The sequence below is a fragment of the Romboutsia lituseburensis genome, from assembly GCF_024723825.1.
Lineage (GTDB): Bacteria > Bacillota > Clostridia > Peptostreptococcales > Peptostreptococcaceae > Romboutsia_F > Romboutsia_F lituseburensis_A.
Genome location: NZ_JANQBQ010000001.1, coordinates 3285215 through 3306428, shown reverse-complemented (window position 1 = coordinate 3306428; position 21214 = coordinate 3285215). Strand labels below are relative to the sequence as shown.

13 protein-coding genes are annotated in these 21214 nt (G+C 25.7%); all 13 read right to left on the bottom strand.

Annotated elements, in window-relative coordinates:
• Positions 1 to 102 precede the first annotated feature (102 nt).
• The gene (locus NWE74_RS15925; protein ID WP_258243952.1) at positions 103 to 1605 is read right to left on the bottom strand and encodes an ABC transporter permease; all 1503 of its coding nucleotides are present in this window, start codon (positions 1603 to 1605) and stop codon (positions 103 to 105) included.
• Positions 1606 to 1695: 90 nt separating this feature from the next.
• Entirely contained in the window at positions 1696 to 2664 is a 969-nt protein-coding gene (locus tag NWE74_RS15920; protein ID WP_258243951.1) for a hypothetical protein, read from the bottom strand.
• On the bottom strand, positions 2651 to 3340 hold the full coding sequence (locus NWE74_RS15915) for an ABC transporter ATP-binding protein (protein WP_258243950.1): 690 nt from the start codon (positions 3338 to 3340) through the stop codon (positions 2651 to 2653). The genes NWE74_RS15920 and NWE74_RS15915 overlap by 14 nt, the downstream gene beginning before the upstream one ends.
• A 299-nt stretch (positions 3341 to 3639) precedes the next feature.
• Positions 3640 to 5385: an ABC transporter ATP-binding protein gene (locus NWE74_RS15910; RefSeq protein WP_258243949.1), complete on the bottom strand. Its 1746-nt coding sequence runs from the start codon at positions 5383 to 5385 to the stop codon at positions 3640 to 3642.
• Between the two features lie 14 nt (positions 5386 to 5399).
• Positions 5400 to 7151 carry an ABC transporter ATP-binding protein gene (locus NWE74_RS15905; protein WP_258243948.1) on the bottom strand — a complete coding sequence of 584 codons (1752 nt, stop codon included), beginning with the start codon at positions 7149 to 7151 and terminating at the stop codon, positions 5400 to 5402.
• On the bottom strand, positions 7141 to 8616 hold the full coding sequence (locus tag NWE74_RS15900; RefSeq protein ID WP_258243947.1) for an ABC transporter ATP-binding protein: 1476 nt from the start codon (positions 8614 to 8616) through the stop codon (positions 7141 to 7143). Before NWE74_RS15900 ends, NWE74_RS15905 begins: the two co-directional genes overlap by 11 nt.
• Positions 8617 to 8618: 2 nt before the next feature.
• On the bottom strand, positions 8619 to 9296 hold the full coding sequence (locus NWE74_RS15895; RefSeq protein WP_258243946.1) for an energy-coupling factor transporter transmembrane component T family protein: 678 nt from the start codon (positions 9294 to 9296) through the stop codon (positions 8619 to 8621).
• A 4-nt stretch (positions 9297 to 9300) separates the two neighbouring features.
• A complete protein-coding gene (locus tag NWE74_RS15890; protein WP_258243945.1) occupies positions 9301 to 9897 on the bottom strand; it encodes an MptD family putative ECF transporter S component in 597 nt (198 codons plus the stop codon).
• Between the two features lie 69 nt (positions 9898 to 9966).
• A complete protein-coding gene (locus tag NWE74_RS15885) occupies positions 9967 to 10953 on the bottom strand; it encodes a helix-turn-helix domain-containing protein (RefSeq protein WP_258243944.1) in 987 nt (328 codons plus the stop codon).
• Between the two features lie 158 nt (positions 10954 to 11111).
• Positions 11112 to 12209, bottom strand: coding sequence for a saccharopine dehydrogenase NADP-binding domain-containing protein (locus tag NWE74_RS15880; protein ID WP_258243943.1), 1098 nt, complete (start codon positions 12207 to 12209; stop codon positions 11112 to 11114).
• Between the two features lie 7 nt (positions 12210 to 12216).
• A complete protein-coding gene (locus NWE74_RS15875; protein WP_258243942.1) occupies positions 12217 to 14838 on the bottom strand; it encodes a methyltransferase in 2622 nt (873 codons plus the stop codon).
• A complete protein-coding gene (locus NWE74_RS15870) occupies positions 14835 to 19580 on the bottom strand; it encodes a non-ribosomal peptide synthetase (RefSeq protein WP_258243941.1) in 4746 nt (1581 codons plus the stop codon). The genes NWE74_RS15875 and NWE74_RS15870 overlap by 4 nt, the downstream gene beginning before the upstream one ends.
• Positions 19580 to 21202, bottom strand: coding sequence for a (2,3-dihydroxybenzoyl)adenylate synthase (locus NWE74_RS15865; protein WP_258243940.1), 1623 nt, complete (start codon positions 21200 to 21202; stop codon positions 19580 to 19582). Before NWE74_RS15865 ends, NWE74_RS15870 begins: the two co-directional genes overlap by 1 nt.
• Positions 21203 to 21214: the final 12 nt, after the last annotated feature.

The window sequence follows — 21214 nt, the reverse complement described above, 5'->3', positions numbered from 1 at the left end:
ATTTTTTATTATAATACAATAAATTAATATTACAAATTTTGTAACATAAAAAACATCCCTATTTCTAAGGATGTTTTTTATAGTCATATTTATTTTAAATTTTTATTCAGTTACTCTAATTCTGTCAATAATGCTATCTTTATTAACACTACTATATACAACTAAAGGAACGATTAAACATACTAAAAATAGTGCTATTGTACAAGTTATTAATGCCCCTACTGGATATGTATATGTAGAGAATCTAAGTTGCATAATATTATATCCTAATAATGTAGATAAGCTACCAATTGTAATATTTACAAAGGTTATAATAACACCATAGTATAATCCTTCTAATAATAGCATCTTTTTAAGTTGCTTTTTAGTCATTCCTATAGCTTCCATCATTGCAAATTCTGTTTTTCTAGATATTATACTAGTTATCATAGTATTTACAAAGTTTAGTACACCTATTAATCCTATTATAAATACTGCACTCATTCCTATAATGTTTAAACTAGACTGAAACTTTCTTGCCTCATTTATATACATTTGTTTTGAATTTACTTGAGTGTAAGGATTATTATACTTTCCATTTAGATTTTTTACTTCTTTTGCAACTTTGTTTTTATCAGTTGTATCTACAATCAGTTTTTGGATGTATGGTTTTTCAACTACTTTTTTAAAATCATTTTCATTTACATACATAGATAAATTAAAGTTTTCAGCTCCATCAATTATTACCATTACTTCAAATTGATTTTCAGTATAACCATCTTTTTCAAAGAATTTATTTAAATACTTAAAATCAATTTTGTCGCCAACTTTGATTTTACTATCTTTGTGTCCAACAAGTATTACATATCCACCTTTGTTAAATTTATCTATATCTAAATTGCCTTGTATTACATTAGCTTTACCCCAAAACTCCAATTCACTATTTTCTATCATATTTTTCATTGTATTACCAGAGGATACTCCTGTTAAGTCCAAACTTATAGAGTTTTGCTCTTTCGCTACTTCTCTTGGATCTTTACCATCAAAAAAATCTTTTTTATGTTTTTCTTCTATTTTTTGTGTTAATATTTCTTCTTTTAAATCCCCTTCATATATTACACGCCCTGAATCTTTATATATTTTTTCTACACTTTTAACTTCTTTTATATTTTGAATATCTTTTATTAATTGATTGTCTATAGGTAAGACTTTCTTTTCTTCGTATTTTGCATATTGAGCTAATCCATGCTCTATTTCTACATCTCCTATCAATATACCATCAGCTGCTCTTTCTGGATTAGAGCTAGTTATTATAGTTGAAACAGCTAAAAATATTATACAACTTAAAGACATTGATATTAAAACCAAATATGCTTTTCGTTTATTTCTAAATATATTTGTAAATGCCATTTTATAGAGTTTAGATCCTGATTTACCCTTTTTAAGTTTTCGTTTAACATTTGTACTTCTATCATTATATCTAACCGCATCGACTGGAGATACATTGCTAGCTATTTTTGCAGGTTTATTGCATGATATTCTTACAGTTATATAAGAAAATACCGTTGCAAACACAAATATTACTGGACTAAATGTTTTAAAAGAAGTTATCTTCAATCCGTCCATCATTGAGCCAACCATAGGTATAAATATTTTTCCTAAAGTATATCCTAAAGCCAAGCCTATTGGTATAGCTATTGAACATATTTTGTTTGCTTACTTTATTATTAGCTTCTTAATCTGTTTAGGAGATGTTCCTATAGTCTTTAATAGGCCATAATGATTTATATCTTTAACTACTGATATATAAAAAATATTATATATTAATAAATAACCACTTAAAAGTATTAATGCTGCCATTAGCAATATTGGCAGTACGTTATTTATCATTTCACTAATGTTATTTGCTTGTGAGTCTAAAAATACTGGATTTATAGTTGCTTTACCTGAATAAGGTTGAATGTCACTTAGGACTTGTGAAAGCTGACCTTCTAAATCTTTGCTTTTTATAAAATTAAAAGTTACACACATAGCATCTACTTCTTTATTTTGCTTATATTCATCATAGAATGCTTCACTTACATATATATCATGAAGAGGCAATGATGTTGTAGTTTTATATTTATAGTATCCACTTAATCTAAACTTATAGCTTTCTGATTTACCCGTTAACTTTTTATCTTTTAACTCTGGTATTGTAATATTTACTTCTGTTCCAACTTTATATGGTAACTTTAGCGTATCAAGAACCTTTGTAGGCATTACTATTTCGTCTTTAGACTTTGGCAAAGAACCTTCTATTATTTCTACTGTTCCAGTATTTTCTATGCTTTGCTTATCATACACAGTAACATTAACTGTCTGAGTTGAAAATTCTGGATTTATTGCACTATATATATTCTTTACTATACCTATGCTTTTTGAGTCTACTAACTCATTATTTTTTATTTTTTTAATTTGTTCATCATTTATATCTTGTATTTGTACATGTGTACTCATTCCATATTGCATCATTTTATAATTATTAAATGCATCTAACATACTATATCCTACTGTAAATAATGAAGTGAATAAAACTGTTGTTAGTACTATTGCAATTATAGATACTAAATTTCTAATCTTGTTTACTTTAAAATTTCTAGTACTTAGTTTTTTTATAATTTCTTGATTATTATTTCGTAGCATGGCTTTCACCTCTATCTACAACTTTTCCATCTTCAATTCTTATAATTCTATCTGCCATCTGAGCTAATTGTTCATTATGAGTTATCATAATTATTGTTTGATTAAACTTACTACTCGTAACTTTTAATAAACCTAAAACATCTTGTTCTGTCTTGCTGTCTAGATTACCCTTTGGCTCATCAGCTAAAATTATAGATGGTTTTGTAGCTAAAGCTCTTGCTATTGCAACTCTTTGCTGTTGCCCTCCTGATAAATTATTTGGTAGGGCATCTACTTTTTTATTTAACCCTAATATATCTATTATTTCATTTACATATTGCGTATCTATTTTACATCCATCAAGTTCTATTGGTAATACTATATTTTCATATACATTTAATATTGGTACTAAATTATAATTTTGAAATATAAAACCAACATTACGTCTTCTAAAAATAGTAAGTTCTTCATCATTCATATTAAATATATCATTATTTTCTACTATTACTTTCCCTTCACTTGCTCTATCAAGTCCCCCTAACATATGAAGCAATGTACTTTTTCCACTCCCTGATGTACCTACTATAGCAACAAATTCTCCTTTATCTACCCTTATATTTATTCCATATAATGCTTTTACTAAATTAACATCTTTTCCATAATATTTTTTTAAGTTTTTAGTTTCTAATATTCTCATTGTTTAACTCCCTTTTATTTTTAATAATCTATATATTTTCACTTTAACGTGAATTTTTTAAGTTTTATTTATTGGATAGTTAAATAATATCATAGAAAAGTTACTTCAAATCTCACACTCCTGTTATATTTTACCTAAAAATTATCACAGTTTTGAGATATTTAAATAAAATAGTGTAGATAAAATTGTTTAATACAATAATATCTACACTATTTTTAGGGTGTTAAAATATAATTTGCTACTCTTAACCAAATTTAAAGAACAATAATCATATATTTTGAAAACCTATAAAAATTAAGTTATAAAGCCCAATTACTTGATTCATTTTGAATATTCCATAACTTATAGTATATGCCTTTTTTGTTCATTAATTCATTGTGAATGCCTTCTTCAACCTTACTTCCATCTTTCATAACAATTATATTATCACAATTTTTAATAGTCTTCATTTTGTGAGCAATAATTATAACTGTCTTATCTTTTATAACTCTGGATATAGCTTCTTGAATTAAAATCTCATTTTCAACATCTAAAGAAGAAGTAATTTCATCTAGTAAAATTATAGGCGCATCTTTTAATATGGCTCTAGCAATAGAAATCCTTTGTTTTTCACCACCGGATAGCAATCTACCATTTTCACCTATTCTAGTATTGTATCCATCCTTTAGTTCCATAATAAAATCATGGCAATTTGCAAGCTTGCTAGCGTTAATAACTTCCTCATCTGTAGCTTCTTTTTTACCATTTCTAATATTTTCCATTATGGTGTTATCAAATAATAAAACATTTTGAAATACTATTGAATAATAATTAAGTAATTCTGTTTCATCTATATTGGAAACCTCTTTTCCTCCTACAGTAATTTTACCTTTATCTATAACATAAAATCTTGCAGCAAGTTTTAAAACCGTACTTTTGCCACTTCCTGAAAATCCTACTAAAGCAGTCTTTTTACCTTGAGCCGCATTAAAATTAAGATTGTTTATTATGTTTTTGTTTTTATCGTAAGAAAATCCTACATTTTTAAATTCAATATCGAAATTATCAAACTTAATATTTTTATCTCCTTCTAAAATTGGTTCATTATAAACCTTTTTTAATCTATCTACAATTATATCTGTATTAAATATTTGAGCTAAATTATTCATCGTCTGAGAAAGCGGGTCATAAATCATACTAGCAACTATTAAAAATAATATATAGGTAAATAAATCTGTATCTTGATTTATAATCATATTATTTCCAACTACAATAACTGTTGCCAATCCTAACCTTAAAAACATTTGAGCCACAGTTAATAAAGTAGCTGTTATTAATTCTGATTTCTTTTGTGACTTTTCTGCTTCTTCCAATCTAGAATCTATTAAATTTCCATAACCATTTTGGATATTATAAGCTTGTATATCTTGGACTAATTCCAATGTTTCCTGTATAGTATCTGAAACTTTTAATTTTTTATCCATATGCTTTTTGCCAAATTTTCTTTGTAACTTTCTAGATATAAATATTATAAAAAATGCAAGTGGTGCTACCAAAAAAACTGCAATAGCCATTTTAAAATTCAAAACACAAAGTGCTATAATTACAATTGCTGTTGATATAATAGAACCATAAAACTGAGGTATAGCATGAGAAAATGCATGTTCAAATCCTGCACAATCTGACATAATTGTATTTGTCAAATCCGACAAATCCTTTTTTGCAAAAAATGATAACGGAAGCTTTCTCAAATGCTCTGCTATTTGAACTCTTCTCTTTGAACTTTCTTCGTATGTATTGATATATGTAATTGTATATTGATAATAAGAAAATACAAACATAATAAATAGTACAAAAACTCCTATTATTGTATAACCTATTACATTTATATTTATATTACTTGAGTTCATAGTCACAATATCTAGCATTTTACTTAAAATTTTAGTTAGTAAAAATATAGGTATCATAATAGATAAATTATATAACACACTAAACAAAATTCCTTTTTTTAGTGATTTTAATCCCTCATTACTTAAGTCATATTTAGTTTGTAAATAGTCAAACATGCTTATGCTCCTTTCTATATTTCCCAACTTATAGAAGATTCATGTTGTCTCCACATATTAGCATATACTCCATCTTTATCTAAAAGACTTTTGTGAGACCCTACTTCTACTATCTTACCTTTTTTCATTACTACTATCTTATCTGTATTTACAACTGTAGATAATCTATGAGCTATTAATAAAACAGTCTTCCCTTTTGATAACTTTTCAAAAGCCTTTTGAATTAAATATTCATTTTCTGCATCAGCTGAAGAAGTAGCTTCATCTAATATAACAATAGGAGAATTTTTTAGTATTGCCCTTGCTAAAGCTATTCTTTGCTTTTCTCCCCCTGAAAGATGTACTCCTTTACTTCCTATTCTAGTATTTATACCATCTGGCATTTTTTCTATAATATCATTACACTGTGCTATTTGTAGAGATTTTTTTATTTCCTCATCTGTTGCATTATTTTTTCCTATTTTTACATTTTCAGCTATACTACTTTTAAATAGTTTACTTTCTTGAAATACAAATGTAATATAACTCATCAAATCTTCTTTTTTAATATCTACTATATTTACTCCTCCAATACTTATACTCCCTTTATTTACATCAAAAAATCTAGGAATTAAACTTGCAAGTGTTGTTTTTCCACTACCACTAGACCCTACTATTGCAACCATTTCTCCTTCATTTATATTCAAATTAATATTATCTAATATAGTTTTTCCTTCTGAATATGCAAAAGAAACATCTTTAATTTCAATGTTAAAATTATTTACGGATTTTGCATTCCCACTACACTTTAGAGGTTGCTCATTTAATAAATTTGAAATACGTCTAACAGCTTCTTTAGTTTGAAGTAAATTTTCTTGTGTGAATATTAACTTCATAACCATATTTGTGCATAAAGGTGTAAAAAGTATATAAAAAAACATATCTAGAAATATCTTTTTGTGATTGCTCGTATTGTTAAATATGAAAATACTAGCTGGAATTAAAAATATAAAGAAGCTGTTTAAAGATACTTTGAAATTAGTCATAGGTATTCTACAACTAAGAGCATATCCACTTGCAAATTCATTATAATCATTTATTGACTTGTGAAAATTTTTAAATGAAAAGATGCTTTGATTAAACACTTTTATAATTGGTATTCCTCTAATATACTCAACAGCTTCCTTATTCATGCTCTCTAATGATGTCATATATTTGCTCATAAATTTAGCATTTTCTCCACCCATCATCTGTTTCATAAATAGAACTGAAAGAAAAAGAGGTATTAAGCAAACTATGCCTAATATAGGATTAAAAATAAACAAACATATAATAAATATGATTGGCATAACTAATGCTGCAATAAAATCTGGTAATTGATGTGCTAAAAAATCTTCTGTAAGCCCTGCATTATCATCTATTATCTTTCTTATTTTTCCACTACTATTTAATGTAAAATAACCTATAGGCAATGTAATTAAATGGTGTAGTGTTTTCTTTTTCATATTCTTAGCAATTCTAAATGCTGCAAGATGTGAAAAAGAAAGAGCTATATAATAAACCAATATACTAAGTACTGCAAATATCAAAGCAATAAGCGCATATTTACTAGAGTTACTTATATTTTCTTTATTATTTATCCAAATATCTATAACTTTATATACACATACAAAAGGAACCACACCTAATATAGTGCTAATTCCTGATAGTATACAGGATATTATAGTTAAATATTTATAATTTCCTGCAAATTCAAAAACTCTTTTGATTTCGTTATCATAATACATTTACACTCACTCCCATATTTCTCGTCATAGATACTAACAAACGTTTACTATCTTTAAATATATTTATATTTTCTATTTTTTCTTTACTGTTCATCAAAACTACATTTTCACAAGATTCTTTTATAAACTCATAATCATGCGTAATAACTATTATTATCTTTCCTTTACTAGCTAGCTCTTTAAGCCTTTTTGAAATTAAATTCATATTGTTTTTATCTACTCCACTTGTAGGCTCATCAAATATTAGTATATCTCTATCTATAACCTCTGCTACTGCAAGTGTTAATCTTTGTCGCTCTCCTCCTGATAAAGTAGATGGGTGACATTTTATAAGCTTTTCTAATCCATAATTTTTTAAGACATCTTTTACATCTATAAATTCATTACTTAAAAGTAATTCTTCTGCGACACTTTCAGTAAATAGTTGACAATCTGTGTTTTGTGATACAAAGTAGGAAATTTTTCTTCTGTCTTTATATTTTAAAGGTTTATTGTTATATTCTAAGCTTCCTCCATTTTCTTTTAATAGTCCACATAATATCTTAGCTAAAGTAGTCTTTCCTGCTCCATTTTCTCCTGTTATACAAGTGATTTCTCCGCTTTTAAAAGTTAAATTTAACTTGTTAAAAATTATATTTTTTTTATAGTTAAAATCTAAGTTTTTAATATCTAAACAAGTTTTATTTTTGATATTATAGTTATTTAACTTTAAGTCATCTATCTTTTTTAAATCTAAATGTCTAAGTCCTAAACTCTCCCATATTTTAGCATCTATATTATCCACTTCTTCTTTGTTCCATCTATACTTTATTTGTCCGTCTTTCATATATATGTACTTATCTGCTAAATCCTTTAAATAATACAATCTATGTTCTGAAATAAGTATAGTCTTTCCTAGTTCTTTTAAGTATTCAAGCATTTGTTTTAATTGTTCTACAGAGTACATATCCAAATTTGCAGATGGTTCATCAAATACATAAATATCTGGATTTAAAGCACTTATCGATGCTATAGCAACCTTTTGCTTTTCTCCACTTGATAAACTAAATAATTCTTTACCACTTAAGTTAAGTCCATTTACCATATCCAAAGCTTCATAAACTCTATTATCTATTTCATTTTCATTTATTCCATAGTTCTCACACCCAAAAGCCACTTCATCTTCTACTAAAGTTGCAAAAAATTGACTTTTAGGATCTTGAAATACAGACCCTATATCTTTTCCTAGTTCCCATAACTTTTTTTTACTTATATCAAAATTATTTACAAGTACTTGTCCACTTAATTCTCCTTCATAAAATTTTTGTGCTAATCCATTTATCACTCTAGTTATCGTAGTTTTACCACAGCCACTATTCCCTGTTAAAACTACAAATTCTCCTTTTTTTATATCCATATTAATATTTTTTATTGAAGGTTTTTTGTGATTTTGATAAAAATAAGTTACATTTTTTAAGCTAATCATATTTAGTACCCCTTTTCTAAAATAAACAAAGCTATAAAAACAATTAAAGCTATTAATATTAAAGTATAATCTTTAATACATAGTTTAATTTTTCTTCTTGATGTGTGAATTCCTGGGCTTGATATTCCTCTACTTTCAGAAGCTGCTGCTAATTCTTCGGCTATTCTTGTAGACCTTATCATAACAGGAATAAATGTATACTCTAATGCTTTTAGAGGTTCTTTTATGCTTACAAGTTTTCTTAACCTAATAGATTCAAAAACCTCTTTAAATTCAATTTTAACAGTAGGAAAAAACCTTATCATAAAAATAAATGGTAATCCTATATAATTTGGGATTTTAAGTTTTTTAATTACCGCTACTATTTCACCAGGTGGCATACCTAAAATAGGTATCGCTGCCATTATAATAGCTATCATTCTTATTACCAAAAATAAAAACATCTCAGGAAGTAAAATAGTTATTCCTTCTCCATTAGAAATTAACTTTAATATAATTAATATGGCATATAAAACTAAACATTTTATAAGTGACTTTGTTTTACCTTGTATAATTAAGTAAACTGATAATAAAAGTATGAGAGAGCTAAAAAGACTCTCTCGTGAAATCATTGATACAACATATGTATTTAAAATAAGAACTATTAGTTTTGTTCTAAAATCAAATTCCATTGCTTTCATAATTTTATCTTATCGCTCCACTCTTTTTAAAATGTTTTTCCATTATCTTATTACTTAGCATGCATCCACAAGCAGCTGCCACAACTGTCAATCCACAACTTATTAAAACCCATTTAACTGAAGTATAGTATTGAGTTTGTATAGCTAATTGCTCAGGTGATACTCCAGTTTTTATAAATGCATCTTTGAAAAACCATATTTCACTCATACCATGCATTGCTCTAACCAAAGAAGTTATAATCCAAGCTGTAGTAACTCTTGTTATGTTTTTGTATGTATTATCACCTATCATAGATAATTCTGCTATTATTGCTCCTCCTATAAACCAAGGTATCATAAACGGTCCCATAAGTAAGCCTGCCATAATTGCATGTATTGCGTTGTATATAAAACATATCCCAGGCTTTGCAACCTTCATACATAAATATACGAAAAATGGTGATAATATAAATCCTGTGAATACAGCATTTAATATCATATTAAAGAAAAGTGATGCTCCCGTAATCATTGAAAATGTAATAAAAACTACAACCATAATAGCGCAAAATATTCCTATTGTTGCTAAGTCTTTTACTGTTAGTTTCTTTCTATATTTCTCCATTTTAATCCCCCTTAGTATTTTAGATTTCAAATAGCTTTAGTTAATTAACATAAGCTTTCAATTAAAATTCTAATCCATTTGATAATTATTATCTGCTCCTAAAGGACATAACTGATCCATTTGGATATGTTTTTTAAATTCTTTTGGAGAATATCCATATTCCTGCTTAAATGCACAAGAAAATTTTGAAGGATTTGAGTAACCTATAATGTTAGATATTTCAAGCATTGAGTAGTCACTTTCCTTTAAATATCTAACTGCTTCTTGTAATCTATAATTTTTTAAATATGTATAAATGCCTATTCCATAAATTTCCTTAAACCATTTTTTTATAGTAGTTTGTGATAAATTAAATAATTTTGCTAATTCATCTATTTTATAATGTTTAGTTATATCACTTACTATAAAATTTTTTATATCCTTAGTTTTTTGTACTTGATAATTTGTTAAATACTTTTTATTACTTTTAGTACTATAATCTATTTGTCCTAAAAAAAGTAATAATTCTATTATTTTTATTCTCATATAGTAAAATTTGTTTTCTTCATTAGATGTGTATACTTCATAAAATATATGATTTAATTGCTCATTTGCCCTTATTATTTTACATAAGTCACTGTTCTTTACTTTTTTATAAATTTTAGTTATATCTACTCCAAAGCTTTTAAATAAATCAAAGTCTTTTATTTTATCTATATCTATTAAAATACTAATTCCACAATATTGTCTATTTGGAAAAAATGCTTTAGAATATTTTTTATTATCTAGTAAATAAATTCCCAAATCCCCTTCAGATATATATTCAAATTTATTTTTTTTAAATTCGCATTCATATCTGCCAAACTTGCAATGATTTATTTCTATAATATTTTGAAATTTAATAGTACTTCCACTACAATATTCAAGATTTAGATTATTATATATTAAATGTATCCCTTCAAACAACTTATACACTATTATTTGTCCACTACCACTCTCATTTTTTATATTTATTACCGTTTCATTTTCATTGTCTATTACGGTTTCAATTACTTCTCCATACAGTTTTTGTATCATTATGCTCCTCCATATTGCAAATATAATCGCTTTAATTATTTTATATCAAACACACATTTTTTCCTTAATACAAATTCAGAATCAACATAATATATACATATATTTTATATTGATTCTGAGTTATATAACATTTAAATTTAATTTTTATTATTTGAGTTCTATATGCTTCCTATATCATATATATTTGCTTCATTTGAAAATAAATCAAATACTTTAATTTTATCTATAATGTTAACTTCTAACATATTATCAACTAATTCTTTGGCATTTAATATTTCAAAAGGTCTGTACACTCCATATTCAAACTTTTTATCGATTATGTTATCTATACATTTTTTTATAATATAAGCTGATACATCATAACTCTTTTTAGAACTTATAATTATTTCTCGTTTTCTATTATAACCTTTTTTTATGCCACAAACTCTTACTATAAATAAAGTTTCGCTCTCTTCTGTTTTATTTATGTTAAACCTATTCGCTATACTTTTAGACACACTTAATAAATTTTCTTTTTTAGATAAGCTCATTTCAAAATAAGCCTCATTTATAAATTCTATATCTTTTTTATCAAAGAATATATTACCAAAATGTGCTGTTTTTATTTTAAGCTTTTTAGATACTTCTAATATCTCTTTATTTATAAATTCTGCAATATATAAGTTTTTCCCTATATGTCGGCTATACTCTTTTTTTATTTTAGACTTATTGTAAGTTAGAATATTATTATCTAAATAGTAATTTGCCTTTCCAAAATTCATATTACTACTAAGTAGTAAATCACACACAGCTGAAGCAGATATTTTTTCATTACTTCCTCTATTAATCTCTAAATAATCTATAGAATCCAGTACTTCTGATTTTACCCAGTAAGGAATTATACCTGTAAATCCTGGATAATCTCCGCACCAAATTAAAACTCTTGAATTTAATTTTTCATACGAGCTATTTTTAATTAAATCTAGGCTTCCAAATGGGTCTATATAGTCTTTTTCTAATTTAATACATATTTTTAAAACCTTATCTTTTATAAAGTACGAAGGTCCTGAGCAATTAACAACAATGTCACATTCTTTTATGAAATCTGTTAATTTTTCTTCACAATTTAAATCAAATACATACTCTTTATAAAGTTTCTTATCTTCTTTCGTTTTTATTCTGTCAAGTCCTATCAAAGTATATTTATCTTTCATAAAATTAATTATACTTTGTCCAAGTAATCCAGTTGATCCTATTATACCTATAACTTTTTCCATTAGATTATCACCCTAATAAACCAGATATTTTTTCTACATCAAAATTTTCTATGCAATTTATATGATTTCCACCTATATAAGAAAAAATTATATTCCCTTTTAAGTATTTGCTCCATAAAAATAAATCATCTGAAAAATACTGTTCTTCTTCCATAATGAAATTATCAACATTTTCTATACATTTAAAAAACACAACTTCTCCATTATATTTTTCTGGAATGTATTTTGATGTAGCCTCAAAATGTTTTAAGAAAGTACAATACATTTCACTTTCTTCGCTATATTTTTCTTTTTCATTTAAATATACTTTATACAAGTTATAAAAATTTTCATGCTCATTTTTAATATCAACTATATATTCATCTAAAAATTCACCATTATTTTTATCTCTAATAATTCCTACTACATCTGATATGTATTTTGAACTTATATCAATTCCAGATTTTGTTATTAGACTATCATTAACAAGTTGTGAAAATACTAAGCTCATTAAAAAATTTGATTTAAACAACTTATCTAAATCATTTTCTTTTAAATTATCTACTATTAATTGTTTGTTTAAGTAAGAACTTATTATAAATACTTTTTCCACATTTTCATTCTTATTTTTCAATATGTTTGCTACTTCTAAAGCGATACTCCCTCCTACACAATGTCCTATTAATTCAAAGTTTGAACCACTAAATTCTTCAATTAATTTATTAGCATAATTAATTGCTAATTCTTTAATTAAATTCTTTGAACCTATTAAAATTTCTTTGTTAAAATTTATACCATATAATTCATAACTTCCTTTATTAACATTATTAATTTCATCAATTAAATTTTTATATACATTTATATTACCTGTTCCATTATGAAATAGTATTATCTTTTTCTTTTTTACTGATTTTGTTAAATTTAAAAGTTCTATATCTTTTTCATTAAACTTTACATCTTTTTCATAAAGTTCTTGTATTTTTAAACTTAAGCTGCTTACTGTAGGATTTTTCATTATTGTATCTGCAAACATACTCCAATCCCAATTTTTAGTTTGTGAATATTCTTTCCATAGCTTTGATATTAACTGAGTTATAACTAGAGAATCTCCTCCAACCTCAAAGAAATTATCATTAACATCTAATTCTTCTACTTTTAATATATCTATCCATATATTTTTTATGTTTTTCTCCATGTTTTTATCTTTTTGTAAAATAATTTTGCTATCACAATAATTATCATTATTTATATCTTTTTTTGTTTTTTTAAGTTTTCCTTCAAAAGATATAGATTCATTATGTTTATTAATTAAATTTACCTCTTTAAATCTACCTATGAATATTTTTTGACCCATCTTTTTTAACTCAGTATTTTCTTTTGGAAAATCAACGAGTAAATCTACTTTCTCTTTTGAAAACATCTCTATCCATTGATTGTATGTAAAAAATATCTCATTATTTTCTTTTCTACAATCTTCAAAATTACTTAATCCTTCATTTAAATCTATTGATGTCAATAAAAATTCAGGTTCGCTAACCTCATCAATTATAACAAATATTCCATTATCCTTTATTAATTTGCTTATACTCTGTATTGCCATATTTCCATCTTTTGCATTATGTAAAACATTAGCACAAATTATAATATCAAATTCATCTTGTTTTAATACTTGTCCTTCAAGAGATTTATTTATATCAAATAATTCATATTTAATATTTTCATTTTTTTTATATTTTTCCTTAGCCATATTTAAAAAGTAGTTTGATATATCAGTAAAATAATACTCATAGTTCATACCTTCTAATTCTTCTATTACTCCAGAGGTTGTCCCTCCTACACCAGCTCCAATTTCTAAAATCTTGATAGTTTTTTTATTATTTGAGTTTAATTTTACAAATTCTTTAACTGACATACTTGCTATACCATTAAAAGCTTTGCTTATTTTATTATTTTGATAAATTCCCATAGCCGTATCGGTAGCTCCATTTGGAAAAAGTAACTCTACGCTGTTAACTTTTTTCTGTAAAACAGGAAGTAAATTTTCACTACATCTTTTTAAATAATCAAAGAACTCTCTTCCATAATTTATTCTATTTTCAACATCTTCAAAGTCATTCCAATAATCTTTAGAAATTTCATTTATAATTAATTTATCTTTTAGAAAATATTTATCTTCTTCTTTTTCTACAATTTGTTTCTCCAAAAGCGTCTCTATCCATTTTTTAACAAGGCTATTGTACATTTTATCTATGTTTAAGGTTTTTATAATATCTTCTTGTGTATATATTTTTCCATATTTAAATATACCGTTTGCATAAAAAGTATTAAAAATATCTAATATAGAAACATTATTTGCACAATCTATCCAATTTGCTAAACCTATTTTATCTATATTCTGTTCATTTTCTAAAATATATTTTTTTATATTTTCTAAAAATATTTCCTTACTATATACTTTATTAGCTACGCATTTGCCATACATATTATTTCTTTTAAGAAATTCTATAATTTCTCCCTTATTTTCGCTAAGTTTTTGCTTAATATCCTCTTTCATACTTCCTTTTTTTGCTTTATACCTAAGTTGATTTTCTTCTTCCCATAAATATATTCCTCTATCTTCTAAACTTTCAATATATTCTTTAGTTATCATATAGCCCCCTCTTCAAACACTTCATTAACTTTTAATAATTCATAAACACTTTTTTTATCTGAAATTTTTTCTTTAATAATTAAATCAATTAATTTTATAAACATTTCAAACTTATTTTCTATATCATCTTTGTCAAAAGCACTAGATAAATAATCCCAATTTACCATTAATCTTCCTTCTACAAAACTTACTTGACAATCTAAATATACATTAGGAGTTTGAGTTATCGAAAATACAATATCTCCAATATTTTTAGTATCTATATTATTAATTACTCCAATAGTACTTGTGTATACAATTGGCATTGATATGTTTTTATATTCTTTGTTTAAATCTCTTATTACATTTACTCCACTGTAACTTAAATGTTCCATATTCTTTATCATAGATTTTTGAATTTTCTTAGTTCTATCATAAAAACTATCTTCTTTTTCATAAATTATACTATTTAAAAATGTTGATGTATAATCTCCCACCTCGCCCATAAATTCATACTTATCTAATGTATTTTCTATAGTTGTAATATTAATCGTATACTTATCATTATTTGACCAAATATGAAGTATTTCAGAAAATGCTGATAAGATTATATTAGATATTGTGAGATTATAGTTGCTTGCTAAGCTTTTTAAATTATTGTAATCACTTATATCAAATAAATGATATAATCTTTTAAATTCTAAACTATCTTTATCGTCTGGTATTTTAGCTATTTTGGGTGCATGATATATGTCTTTAAGTTTATTATTCCAATATATCCTATCTATTTCATATTTTTCTAGATTATCCGTAAGTAACGCACTTCTTTTAAACTTACTAACACTATTTATATTTAAATATAATTCATTTATTCTATTTAATATAAATCCTACACTTAGTGCATCTATGAATATATTATCAAAGCATATATGTATAATAGATTTTTCAAAAGATAACTTCGTTACCTCTATTGTAAAGGTCGGCCATTTAGAGACATCTTTTATATCTGATAGTAATTGTTTTCTTTTATCTTTTAAATAAGTTTCTTTATCTTTAAAGACTAAACTTGATATATCTTTTTCTGAAACATTATAATATACTTCATCTAAAATCATTTGCTTTGTTCCATCTTCTGTAACATAAGCTCTAAGCATTTTATAATTCTTTATAAGTATATTTATAATTTTAGATAATTTTTCTGTATTTAAATTATAACTTTCTATTTCAAAGTAACAATTTGAAGTTTGTTTATTGTTATTAAAATATCCCTTTCTACTAACCCAGTAAGCATGTTGTATATCCGTTAACTTATACCAATCTTTTTCTTTAAATTTATGTATATTTATTTCTTCTTCAGTAAAGTCTTTTTTATTTTCATTATTTTTATAAATAACATTTGCTAATCTTTCTACTGTTGTATTGTTAAAAATATCAGATATTTTTAATTCATATCCTAATTTGCTTTTTATCAAAGTTAACGTCTTAACCGCTATTAAAGAGTCTCCTCCCATTTCAAAGAAATTAGAATTTATATTATATTTTTCATTTTCAAAAACTTCTTTGAATATATCTAAAACTTCAACTTCTAAACTAGAAATTTGTTTTACTTGTTTATTTGTATTTTTTTGTGTATTCACTAAAGCCATAAGAGCCTTTGTATCTACTTTATCATTTTTATTTAATAGGAATTTTTCAATAAAAATAATATTGTCTGGAACCATGTAGCTAGGTAATTTACTTATTAGTATGTCCTTTATTTTACTATCATCTATTAAGCTAGTTTTATCTTTTATAATAAAGGCATATAATGCATTTCTTTTATTATTTGTAATAACCTTACAATTATTAATTCCTTCTATTTCTAAAATTAAAGATTCTATTTCTCCTATTTCTATCCTATATCCTTTTATTTTAACTTGGTTATCTATTCTTCCTAAAAATTCTATAGTTCCATCATCCCATATTCTTCCTAAGTCTCCTGTTTTATACCAAGTTATATCTCCATCTTTTACAAACTTTCTTTTCGTTAATCCAGTATCTCCTTTGTAACCTACTGAAACCCCTACTCCGCCTATGCACAGTTCTCCACTAACCCAATTTGGACATATTCTTCCGTTTTCATCTACTACTTTATAAACTTGATTTTTCAAAGCTTTTCCATAAGGTATTGAAACCCATTCTTTAGGTATTCTTGTAGGAACGTTTAAAAAGTTTGACCATATAGATGCTTCTGTTCCTCCTCCCATTGCAACTACTACTGAATTATCACTTATTGCATAAAATCTTTCTGCTAGATTTAATCCAATCCAATCTCCAGATAACATAACAACTTTAATTGGGAGTTTTTTATTATAAGACTCTGCCATAGTTACTAACATATCAAATAAAATTGGTACAGAATCCCATATAGTTATATTGTATTTATCTATTAAACTTATCCAAACCTGAGGATTTTTAAAATTTACATCATCAAGGATTATTAGTTTTCCTCCTACTGATAAAAGTCCAAATATATCATACACAGAAAGGTCAAAATCTATAGCAGATACACAAAGTATGCTATCTTCTTTAGATATATTATATTTATTATTAATATCATCAATTGTATTTACAGCACTTCTATGAGTTATTTCTACTCCTTTTGGCATTCCTGTTGATCCTGATGTCATAATTATATATGCACTACTACTTGGATGTATATCAATAGGTTTACTTAAAGTTTCCCCTGTGATATTATCATCTATATATATAATTTTTACGCTATCTGCATTTAAATCATTTTCTTCTTCTACTTCTTTATCTGTTAATATTGTTTTTATCCCTACTTGTTCATATATTTTCTCTCTTCGTGATTTTGGTTGATTATGACCAATTGGAATATACGTTGCTCCAGCAAATAATATTCCAATAATTCCTTCGATTTGGCTTAGCCCTCTTTTCAAAATAATTCCTATGCAATCGCCTTTTCTAACTCCATTATTTATTAAGTTAGTAGCCACCTTAAGAGATTTATTGTAAAGTTGTGAATAAGTCAAAATTGTATGATTTGTTCCATCTACTAAAGCGCTTTTGTTTGGATATTCTATGGACTTTTTTACAAATTCTGAATATAATAATTTTTCAGGATATTTCAATGGAAGTATATTATTAACATCCTCTTCTCTTTGTTTTTTTTGTTTTTTAGGTAGTACGTCTATATTTATATCCCAATTATCTTCTTTCTCTAATAAATATATTAACTCTACTAATGAGCTAAACATGTCGTCAATAAGTTCTTTTGGGAAAATTTCTTCAACAAAATCCCAAGCTAATACTAGACCTTCATCATTTATATAACTTTGGAAATCCAACCAAACTTGTGGAGTTTGAGATATCATATAATTTAACTTGCCAAAAGCCTTTTGTGAATTTTTAGTTTCTAGTGGCGTGTCTATATTGCAAGCAAATACAACAGGTGCGACCAAGTAAGATTCACCCTTTAATTTGAATATATCTCTTTGCACTAAAACTCCAGAATAATTAGAATGATTAACATTATCAACAAAAGTTTTGTTTATAGTTTCTATTGTTTGCAAGAATGTATTACAATCTTTTTTATTAAATTCTAATAATAATAAATTTGTAAAGTCTGCAACCATATTTTGTGTATAGTCTTCATTATAACTTCTATTAAACAAAGGAATATTTATTAAAAACTGTTCTTGTTTGCACCATCTTTCAAGTATTAATGCATAGCATGTAAGTAAAAACATGGATGGAGTTTGTTTATAAGATGTCGCTTTATTTTTTATCTTTTGCCATATATTTTTTTCAATAATTTTACTTTTTCTTTTAAATTTAGGATTATGTACCAACTCTGGTTTTTTTACAAAAGGTAGTCTAATTTCTTCTGAAAAAGTTTTTATCTTTTCATTCCAAAAGGCTTTATCTTCCTCATTTTTTTCAGATTCATTTCTTGATAAAAGATAGTCTTTAAAGGTTTTACTTTCACTATGTATAAATTTTTCCCCATTATACGCTTTTGATAAATCCTCTATTAAAATACTCATACTCATTACATCAGCTACTAATAAATCTATGTCTATGTGAACTCTTGAATTATTATTAGGAAGAATACTTATAGCTAATCCTGCTACTTGACCTTTTTCAACATCAAGCTTTCTATTTGATATTTTTTCTCTTATTTTATCTAATTCAATTTCTAAATCTTTTTTTGTAAGTGAAGTCAAATCATATATATCAATATTTTCTGAGTAAGGTTTATTCATTATAATTTGTCTACCATTTTCTAAAAATTTAGCTCTTAACATAGGATGATAATTTTGTATTGTATTCCATGCTTTTTCTAATTTATTCGGATTAATATTTTCTCCATCAAACTCTAAATACGCATGGCAACTAACTCCTCCTAAGGGTTGATCATCTTCCCTTCCTACCCAATAAGCCTGTTGCACATCTGTAAGTGCAAAAGAATCTTCATCATATTCTTTATTAGTGTCTTTGTTATACTTTTTGATTTTTTTTAACTTTGACCTATCTACTAATTCATTCCATTTTTCAATAGTTGGATTTGAAATTAATTTAGCAAAAGGAATAATTATGCCAAATTTTCTAAGACTACTAGATATTTTCATAACTTGAATAGAACTAATTCCCATTTCTATTAAATTATATTTTAAACTTATATCTGTTTTATTTAATAATTTACAAGCTTCACTATTTATAAAATCCTTAGCTTCATTTTTATAGTCTACATTACTCACTATAATACCTCCTCAACTAAGTTGTTTTCTAAAGCAATCTCTTTTAGTTTATTTTTACTAATTTTACCTACACTAGTTAGTGGCCAATCTTCAACATATAAAATTTGATCTGGTAATTTAAATGTAGCTACCCCTTTTTCAACTAAAAACATTCTTACTTCTTCTAATGATAACTCCTTATTATTATCTTTTAAAATAAATACACAAATTCTTTCACCTAAGAAATTATCTTTTATGCCAACAACTTGCACATTTTTTATATAGTTATTTTTTAATAAAATATCTTCCAGTTCAAATGGTGTTATTTTCTCTCCTGCTCTATTAATCATTTCCTTTATTCTTCCAGCTATTTGGTAATTTCCATTTTTTAATACCCTAGCCTTATCACCAGTTTTAAAGAATCCATTTTTATTAATGCACTTTTTGTTTACTTCTTCTAGATTGTAGTATCCATGAATAGTATAAGGTCCTCTTACAATTAACTCTCCATAATTTTCAGCTTCTACTTCATTCTCATCTTCATCAACTATAAGAACTTCATCCATATCACTAATAGGAGTCCCTTGGCAATTATAAATTATCTCATCTTCATCATCTAATGAAGTACAACATATTAATCCTTCTGCAATTCCAAATATTTGTTGTAACTTGCAACCAAATGTGTTTGAAATATTTTTCGCAGTTTTCGAATCCAAAACTGACCCTCCAACTTGTAAAACCTTTAATGACTCTAAGTTATAATCATCATAATCTTTTATAAAATCTGCACACATAACTGCCATAGCTGGAACTAAACCTGTTATACTAACTCTTTGTTCTTCAATCAAAGGAAGTATTTCATCAGGACTAGTAGTTTTACACATTACAACCTTTCCACCTACTGATAAAGTTCCTACTAATCCTGGGCAACCAAGTGGAAAATTATGTGATATTGGAAGAGATGCTAAATAAACAGTATCTGAGTTCATTTTGCACTTTTGTGCCATTTTTTTAGCAACATAAAGGTAATCTGTATGTCTTCTAGGTATTAATTTAGGTATCCCAGTTGTTCCACCAGATAGTAATAAAAGTGCTATTTCTTTATAATCAATATTACATTTTATTTCATCTATATTATTTTTATCATTTAAAATATCAATAGATTTAAACTTTCCACAATCTCCTATAACAAATACATCTAAGGTATTTGTTAGTTGATCTATTAAACCTTTTGCTAGTTTTAAAAAATCATATCCTAAATATTTATTGTTAATAATATACGCTTTTGCTTGTGATTTTTTTATTATACCTTTTAACTCTATTTCTCTATGTGCAGGTAGTGCCATAATTGGAATAACACCAATTTTAAACATAGCAAATGATAAAGCTACAAATTCGTAAGAATTAGGTATTTGTAAAACTATCTTATCCCCTTTTTCAAATCCATATTTTATTAATCCTGCTGCATAATTATTTACATCCTTTAGTAATTTGTTATAAGTAAATTCCTTTTCATCGTCTACAATTGCAACTTTATCTGAATACTTCTTCTCCCAATCAACAAGCGCTTGTGATAAAGTATTTTTTTCCCAAGCTAATTTGTCATACTTATCCTCTAATTCATTAATTATATGCTTATTCAATATTTTCTCCTT